Source organism: Streptomyces sp. ICN903 (assembly GCF_022015835.1).
In the GTDB taxonomy this organism is placed as follows: domain Bacteria; phylum Actinomycetota; class Actinomycetes; order Streptomycetales; family Streptomycetaceae; genus Streptomyces; species Streptomyces fenghuangensis.
Window position 1 is genome coordinate 1 of sequence record NZ_JAKMAY010000276.1, and the last position, 7,599, is coordinate 7,599.

The 7,599-nt window shown below is 70.6% G+C and carries 6 protein-coding genes; all 6 read right to left on the minus strand.

Annotated features, from left to right (window positions below; all coding sequences use genetic code 11):
* Nucleotides 1–120 precede the first annotated feature (120 nt).
* The gene (gene pknB, locus L7D48_RS23005; protein ID WP_237882029.1) at nucleotides 121–2,130 is read right to left on the minus strand and encodes a Stk1 family PASTA domain-containing Ser/Thr kinase; all 2,010 of its coding nucleotides are present in this window, start codon (nucleotides 2,128–2,130) and stop codon (nucleotides 121–123) included.
* 138 nt (nucleotides 2,131–2,268) lie between these two features.
* A complete protein-coding gene (locus tag L7D48_RS23010) occupies nucleotides 2,269–3,726 on the minus strand; it encodes a penicillin-binding protein 2 (protein ID WP_237882030.1) in 1,458 nt (485 codons plus the stop codon).
* Nucleotides 3,723–5,135 carry an FtsW/RodA/SpoVE family cell cycle protein gene (locus L7D48_RS23015; protein ID WP_237882031.1) on the minus strand — a complete coding sequence of 471 codons (1,413 nt, stop codon included), beginning with the start codon at nucleotides 5,133–5,135 and terminating at the stop codon, nucleotides 3,723–3,725. Before L7D48_RS23015 ends, L7D48_RS23010 begins: the two co-directional genes overlap by 4 nt.
* Nucleotides 5,136–5,148: 13 nt before the next feature.
* Nucleotides 5,149–6,708, minus strand: a complete 1,560-nt coding sequence (locus L7D48_RS23020; protein ID WP_256463163.1) for a Stp1/IreP family PP2C-type Ser/Thr phosphatase — start codon at nucleotides 6,706–6,708, stop codon at nucleotides 5,149–5,151.
* 70 nt (nucleotides 6,709–6,778) lie between these two features.
* On the minus strand, nucleotides 6,779–7,279 hold the full coding sequence (locus tag L7D48_RS23025) for an FHA domain-containing protein (RefSeq protein ID WP_093851012.1): 501 nt from the start codon (nucleotides 7,277–7,279) through the stop codon (nucleotides 6,779–6,781).
* Between the two features lie 10 nt (nucleotides 7,280–7,289).
* Nucleotides 7,290–7,599 (minus strand): FHA domain-containing protein (locus tag L7D48_RS23030; RefSeq protein WP_237882033.1); only part of this gene is annotated, 310 nt, incomplete at its 5' end.

Here is a 7,599-nt window from a genome sequence, read left to right on the forward strand (position 1 = left end):
GCCCCGCCCGCCCTGGGACGGAACGCCCGAGGGCCCCGACCGGTCGCTTCCGGTCGGGGCCCTCGGCTGTGCACCGCGTGCGTACGGGCCTGGTGGGCGGCAGGCGGGCGCCCCGCGGGATCAGTCGTCCCCGCCGGTCATCCCCTCGATGAAGCCGCCGCCGCCACCGCCAGGCCTGCCGTCCCCGCCGCCTCCGCCGCCGAAGGTGCGCACGGTGACCGTCTCGCCCTTCTTCAGCTGGGTGCCGGCGGGCGGGTCGGTGGTGAGGACGACGGCGTCGTCGCCATCGGGCCCCGACACGTTGATGTTGAAGCCGGCGTCCTGGAGCGTCTTGCGGGCGTCCTTGAGCGGTGTGCCGGCGGCGATGGCCGGGACGGCCACCTGCTCCTCGGCGGGCGCCTTGGCCACGATCAGGGTGATGGGGGTGTCCGCCTCGACCTTCTGGTTCCCCGGGGGGTCCTGCTTGAGGACCGTGTTCGGGGCCTGCTCCGCGTTCTCCTGCTCGGCGCGCGAGATGTTGGTGAAGCCCGCGTCCTGAAGCTGCTTCCTGGCCGCCTCGAAGTCCTGCCCGACGACGGGCGGCAGGGTCGGCCGCGGGTCCTCCGTGGCCACCGTGATGGTGACGGTGGTGCCCGGCTTGGCGCTCTCGCCGCTGCCCGGGTCCTGCTCGGTGACGGTGCCGGCCGGCTGCTCCGAGACCTCGGTCTCGCGCTTGACCTCGAAGCCCGCCTCCTTCAGCTCCTGCTCGGCGTCGTCCGCCGTCTCGCCGACGACGTCCGGGACCTCGACCTCGCTGGGGCCCTTGGACATGATCAGGGTGATCGTCTCACCCTCCTCGACCTCGGCCCCGGCCGCCGGGTCGGTCCTGCAGACGGTGTCCTTCTTCTCCTCGCAGAACTCGCTGGCGCCCTTGGCGACCTGAAGTCTGGAGTTGGTCGCCTTCTGCTCGGCCTCCTCGAAGGTGTCCCCGATCAGGTTCGGCACCTTCGGGTTGTTGTCGGTGGGTTCGAAGATCACCTTGCCGATGAAGACCGCGCCGATCAGCACCAGGATGCCGCCCAGGACCAGCAGGACCGTGGAGAGCCGGTTGCGCCCCCCGCCGCCGCGCCGCCGGTCGGGCCGCTCGTCGTAGCCGTAGCCGCCGTCGTCCTCGCGCATCGGCGGCAGCATCGATGTCTGGGCGGACGCCGGAGCCGTGGCGCGCAGGGCGGTGGTGGGCTGGTCGTCGGGGTGGTAGCCGCCGCCCGTGCCGTAGGCGGCCGCGCCCATGGCCGCCGCGGCGCCGACCGGCTGGCCGTCGAGGGCCGCCTCGATGTCGGCGCGCATCTCGTCGGCGGACTGGTAGCGGTAGTCCGGGTCCTTCATCAGCGCCTTGAGGACGATGGCGTCCATCTCGGGCGTGATCTCGGGATCGAAGGAGCTGGGCGCCTGCGGCTCCTCGCGCACATGCTGGTAGGCCACCGCGACGGGGGAGTCCCCGACGAACGGGGGCCGCACCGTCAGCAGCTCGTACAGCAGGCAGCCGGTGGAGTACAGGTCGGAGCGGGCGTCGACCGTCTCGCCCTTGGCCTGCTCCGGGGAGAGGTACTGGGCGGTGCCGATGACGGCGGCGGTCTGGGTCATGGTCATGCCGGAGTCGCCCATGGCGCGGGCGATGCCGAAGTCCATCACCTTGACCTGCCCGGTGCGCGTCAGCATGACGTTCGCGGGCTTGATGTCGCGGTGGACGATGCCGTTGCGGTGCGAGTACTCCAGCGCCTGGAGGATGCCGACGCACATCTCCAGGGAGCGCTCGGGCAGCAGCTTGCGCCCGGAGTGCAGCAGCTCCCGCAGGGTCGAGCCGTCCACGTACTCCATGACGATGTACGGGATGGAGATCCCGTCGACGTAGTCCTCGCCGGTGTCGTAGACGGCGACGATCGCCGGGTGGTTGAGCGAGGCGGCGGACTGGGCCTCACGGCGGAAGCGGGCCTGGAACGTGGGGTCGCGCGCGAGGTCGACCCGGAGGGTCTTCACCGCGACGGTGCGGCCCAGGCGGGTGTCGTGGGCGAGGTACACCTCGGCCATACCACCCCGGCCGAGCACCGAGCCCAGCTCGTACCGGCCGCCGAGGCGACGCGGCTCTTCCATAGTCTCCAGCCCTCTCCGTGCGTCCTGACCGTCTCCCTGCGCGGTCCGGCGGTGCTGCTCGGCATACGGTACCCGGACCGTGTGGCGGGCCGGGATGCCACCGCTGATGTGACCGTCGGCGTGACCGGTGCCTCCCGGTCACCTCTTGCCGTCGAGAGCCGCCTCCATCATGGCCCTGGCCACCGGGGCGGCCAGCTTGCTGCCCGCGATGTCGTCGCGGAGGACGTCGGCGCTCTCGACGACGACCGCGACGGCGATCGGGGTCGAGCCGTCGGAGGTCTTGGCGTACGAGATGAACCACGCGTACGGGTTCTTCTCGTTGTTCTCGCCGTGCTGCGCGGTACCGGTCTTGCCGCCCACCGTGACGCCGTCGATCTGCGCGGGGACTCCCGTGCCCTTCTCGACGACCGTCTCCATCATCTGCTGGAGCTTCTGGGCGTTCTCCGCCGAGGCGACCTCGCCCATCTCCCGGGGCTTGTGCTCCTCGACGACGTTGAGGTTCGGCGCGATGAGCTGGTCCATCATGTACGGCTCCATCATCTTGCCGTCGTTGGCGACGGCGGCGGCGACCATGGCCATCTGGAGCGGGGTGGCGCGGTTGGACGCCTGGCCGATGCCGGCCATGGCGTTCTGCGGCCGGTTGTCCTCGGGGTAGACGGACTCGGCGGCACGGACCGGGACGAAGTGCTCCTGGTTGAAGCCGAACCGCTCGGAGTACTCGATCATCTTCTCGTTGCCGAGCTCGTCGCTGATCTTGGCGAAGACGGTGTTGCACGACCACTGCATGGCCACCCGCAGCGAGGCGTCCTCACAGGGGTGGTTGCCGTCGTTGCCCAGGTCGGTGGTGCTCTGCGGCAGCCGGTACGGGTCCGGGGTGTCGGTCTTCTCGTCGATGTCGTACATGCCGCTCTCCAGCGCCGCGGCGGCGGTGACGACCTTGAACGTCGAGCCGGGCGGGTAGGTCTGGCGCAGCGCCCGGTTGAGCATCGGCTCGTCCTCGTCCTTCAGCAGGCTGTTCCACTTCTCCGCGTCCTTGGAGGAGTTCCCCGCGAAGGAGGACGGGTCGTAGGAGGGAGTGCTGACCAGAGCCAGGATCGCGCCCGTCTCGGGGTTGATCGCGACGGCCGCGCCCTTCTTGTCGCCCATCTCCTCGAAGCCGGCCTTCTGGACGTCGGCGTCCAGCGTCGTGACGACGTTGCCGCCCTTCTGGTCCTTGCCGGTGAGCATGTCGATGGTCTGGTTGAAGAACAACCGGTCGTCGTCGCCGGTGAGGATGCCGTCGTAGATGCCCTCGAGCTGGGTGGCGCCGAACGCCTGGGAGGCGTAGCCGGTCACCGGGGCCCAGATCTCGCCGTTCTTGTACGTCCGCTTGTACTTGAAGTCGGTGCCCTCGGTCGCCTTCGAGCCGGTGATGGCCTTGCCGTCGACGATGATGTTGCCGCGCGGCTGGGCGTACCGCTCGATGGCGACACGGCGGTTCTTCGGGTCGTTCCTCAGCTCGTCGCCCTGGGCGAACTGGATCCAGTTCCCCCGGATCATCAGGGCGATCATGAGGAGGCCGCAGAAGATGGCGACACGGCGCAGGGGCTTGTTCACGATCGGACCACCTGGGTCATCTCGGCATCGGGTGAGGGCGCGGGTGCGGGCGCGGGACGCCGGGCGGTGTCGCTGATCTTCAACAGGATCGCGACCAGCGCCCAGTTGGAGATGACGGACGAGCCGCCCTGCGCCATGAAGGGCATGGTCATACCGGTCAGCGGGATCAGGGCCATCACACCGCCGGCCACGACGAAGACCTGGATGGCGAAGGCCGCGGACAGCCCGACGGCCAGCAGCTTGCCGAACGGGTCGCGGGCGGCCAGGGCGGTGCGGATGCCGCGCTCGACCAGCAGGCCGTACAGCAGCAGTATCGCCATGACGCCGGTCAGCCCCAGCTCCTCGCCGACGGTGGCGAAGATGTAGTCGCTCTTGGCGGCGAAGCCGATCAGGTCCGAGTGGCCCTGCCCCAGACCGGCGCCGAGCATCCCCCCCGAGCCGAAGGCCCACATGGCGGCCGCGGGCTGGTTGACCTGGCCGGTCTCGCGGACGGTGTGGAACGGGTCGAGCCAGTCCTCGACACGGCTCTGGACATGGGACTCGAAGCTGGCCACGGCCACCGCGCCGACGACGGCCAGGGTGAGGCCGAAGAGGATCCAGCTGGTGCGCTCGGTGGCCACGTAGAGCATCACCACGAAGAGGCCGAAGAAGAGCAGCGAGGTGCCCAGGTCGGTCTCGAAGACCAGGATGAGCACGCTCAGGGCCCAGATCACCAGGATCGGGCCCAGATCGCGGCCGCGCGGCAGGTACAGGCCCAGGAAGCGGCGGCTGGCCAGCGCCAGGGCGTCCCGCTTGACCATCAGGTAACCCGCGAAGAAGACCGCGATGATGATCTTGGCGAACTCGCCGGGCTGGATGGACATCCCGCCGATGGTGATCCAGATCTTCGCGCCGTAGACCGCCGGGAAGAACATCGGCAGGATCAGCAGGATCAGCGCGACGACCATGGAGATGTAGGTGTAGCGCTGCAGGATGCGGTGGTCCTTGAGGAAGACCAGCACCGCGAGGAAGAGCGCTATCCCCAGCGCGGACCACATCAGCTGGTTGGGCGCGGCGATCGCGTCACCGCGCAGGGCGAGTCTCTCCGACTGGTCGAGCCGCCAGATCAGCACCAGCCCCAGCCCGTTGAGGAGCGTGGCGATCGGCAGCATCAGCGGGTCGGCGTACGGCGCGAACCTGCGCACCACGAGGTGGGCCACGCCGGCCATCAGGCCGAGGCCGAGGCCGTAGCCGAGCATGCCCGCGGGCATCTCGCCGTTGATGGCCAGGCCCACGTTGGCGTAGGCGAACACCGGGATCAGCACGGCGAAGACGAGCATCGCCAGCTCGGTGTTGCGGCGGCTGGGCAGACCTCCGGGGGAGATCGTCGTGTTGCTGCCGGTGGTCCCGGTGGCTTGACTGGTGCTCATGGCGTGCGGCCCCCTATGACGTGGTGCACTGCTTGGCGAGCCTCTGCTGCTCCTCCGGAAGGGTGGGGCCGGGGGTGGGAGCGGTCGGGCTCTTGAGGCTGGCGTTGGCGGCGGAGTTGGGGGAGTCGGGAGAGGACGTGGCCGGGTCGGGGGAGGCGGACGGCTCGGAGCGCTCGCCGGCCCCGGCGCCCTCGCGGGCGGAGCCGCTCTCGTCGGCCTTCCCGGCCTCCGCCTCCGCGCGCTCCTTCGCCCTGCGCTGGGCGGCGACGATCTCGCAGACCTCGGCCTGCTCCGCCAGCTTCTCCAGCCGGCTCTCCGCCTGGGCGAGGCTGTCCATGGAGATTCCGGCCTCGACCTCGTTGCGCTGGTAGGTCGGAAGGTACTTGAGTTCGACCGACGAACTCCGCTCGACCTCGCTGAGCCGGATCCAGGCCAGCTTCTGGCTGATGCCGCGGTAGATCGCGACGCGGTCGCCGTCGGCCCCCACGTAGAACTGGGTCTGGGTCCATCTGTGGGCGCCGTAGAGGCCGCCGCCGAGCAGGCCGAGGACGAGCAGGGCGAGGAGGATCCGCTTCAGCCACCTGAACCGCTTGCGCGGCTTGGCGAAGTCGCCCTCGGCGTAGGCGCCGAACGACCCGGCGGGCGGGGCCGCGCCACCGCTGCCGGGCGGGCCGAAGCTCCCCTGCGGCCCCTCGGACGACTGCTGCTGGGGCACGCCGCCGCGGCCGAGCTCGGCGGCGCGGGCCGCCGGGGTCTGGAGGGCGCCGCCGTCGCCGAGCTGCTGCTGGTTCTCGGCGACGGCGCCGACGATGACCGGGGTGTCGTTGAGCCGGCCGGCGAGGGTGTCGTCGCCGACGTCCAGGACGTCCGCGACGATGCAGGTGATGTTGTCGGGACCGCCGCCGCGCAGGGCGAGCTGGATCAGCTCCTGCACGGTCTCGTGCGGCTCCTGGTGGGCGGCGAGGGTCTCCTCCATCGTCTGGTGGCTGACGACGCCGGACAGGCCGTCGGAGCACAGCAGATAGCGGTCCCCGGCCCGCACCTCGCGGATGGACAGGTCCGGCTCCACGTGGTCGCCGCTGCCCAGCGCGCGCATCAGCAGGGAGCGCTGCGGGTGGGTGGTGGCCTCCTCCTCGGTGATCCGGCCCTCGTCCACCAGGCGCTGGACCCAGGTGTGGTCCTGGGTGATCTGGGTGAGCCGGCCGTCGCGCAGCAGGTACGCGCGGGAGTCGCCGACGTGCACCAGACCGAGCCGCCGGCCCGTCCACAGCAGGGCGGTGAGCGTGGTGCCCATGCCCTCCAGCTGCGGGTCCTCCTCGACCATGACGCGCAGCTGCTCGTTGGCGCGCTGCACCGCCGTGCCCAGTGAGGTGAGCAGGTCGGAGCCGGGGACGTCGTCGTCCAGCTGCACGAGGATCGAGATCACCTCCGAGCTGGCGACCTCGCCGGCGGCCTGGCCGCCCATCCCGTCGGCGATCGCGAGCAGCCGGGGACCGGCGTAGCCGGAGTCCTCGTTGCCCTCGCGGATCATGCCTCTGTGCGATCCGGCGGCGAAGCGCAGTGACAGACTCATGCGCACCTCGCCCGTCGGCTCCGGGTACATCCGCACGGTGCCCACCCTCCGGTCGTCATGGTCGCGTTCACTACTTCCGCAGCTCGATGACCGTCTTGCCGATGCGGATCGGCGCACCGGGCGGGATCGGTGTCGGTGTGGTGAGCCGGGTCCGGTCCAGGTACGTGCCGTTGGTGGAACCCAGGTCCTCGACGATCCACTGGCCGTCGCGGTCCGGGTAGATCCTGGCGTGGCGGCTGGAGGCGTAGTCGTCGTCCAGCACGATCGTCGAGTCGTGGGCCCGGCCGAGCGTGATGGTCTGGCCCTGGAGGGCCACGGTGGTGCCGGTGAGCGACCCCTCGGTCACCACCAGCTTGGTCGGGGCGCCGCGGCGCTGCCGCCCGCCGCGGGCCGCCTGCTGCGGAGCCTGGCGCGGCTGGGGAGGGCGCTGGGCCTCGGCGCGGCGGGCCGTGCGCTGGGTCACGCGGGTGCCGAAGAGGTCGCTCCTGATGACCTGCACGGTCACGATGACGAACAGCCACAGTACGGCGAGAAAACCCAACCGCATGACCGTCAGGGTCAGCTCTGACATTGCCCCCGCTTCACCCTTCGGCTTGCCGGTAAATGATCGTGGTGCTGCCCACGACGATGCGTGAGCCGTCGCGGAGCGTAGCGCGCGTGGTGTGCTGTCCGTCCACCACGATGCCGTTGGTGGAGCCCAGATCCTGGATCGTCGCCGGATTTCCGGCCCTGATCTCGCAGTGGCGCCGGGAGACGCCGGGGTCGTCGATCCGCACGTCGGTCTCGGTGGAGCGGCCCAGCACCATGGTGGGGCGGGAGATCTGGTGGCGGGTGCCGTTGATCTCGATCCAGCGGCGGGTCCGGGCGGGCTGCACCGGAGCGCCGGGGGCG

What these genes read in the sequence shown, in the direction of transcription:
- pknB (WP_237882029.1), bottom strand. Translation starts at nt 2,130, where the DNA reads ATGGAAGAGCCGCGTCGCCTCGGCGGCCGGTACGAGCTGGGCTCGGTG.
- L7D48_RS23015 (WP_237882031.1), bottom strand. Translation starts at nt 5,135, where the DNA reads ATGAGCACCAGTCAAGCCACCGGGACCACCGGCAGCAACACGACGATC.
- L7D48_RS23020 (WP_256463163.1), bottom strand. Translation starts at nt 6,708, where the DNA reads ATGAGTCTGTCACTGCGCTTCGCCGCCGGATCGCACAGAGGCATGATC.
- L7D48_RS23025 (WP_093851012.1), bottom strand. Translation starts at nt 7,279, where the DNA reads ATGTCAGAGCTGACCCTGACGGTCATGCGGTTGGGTTTTCTCGCCGTA.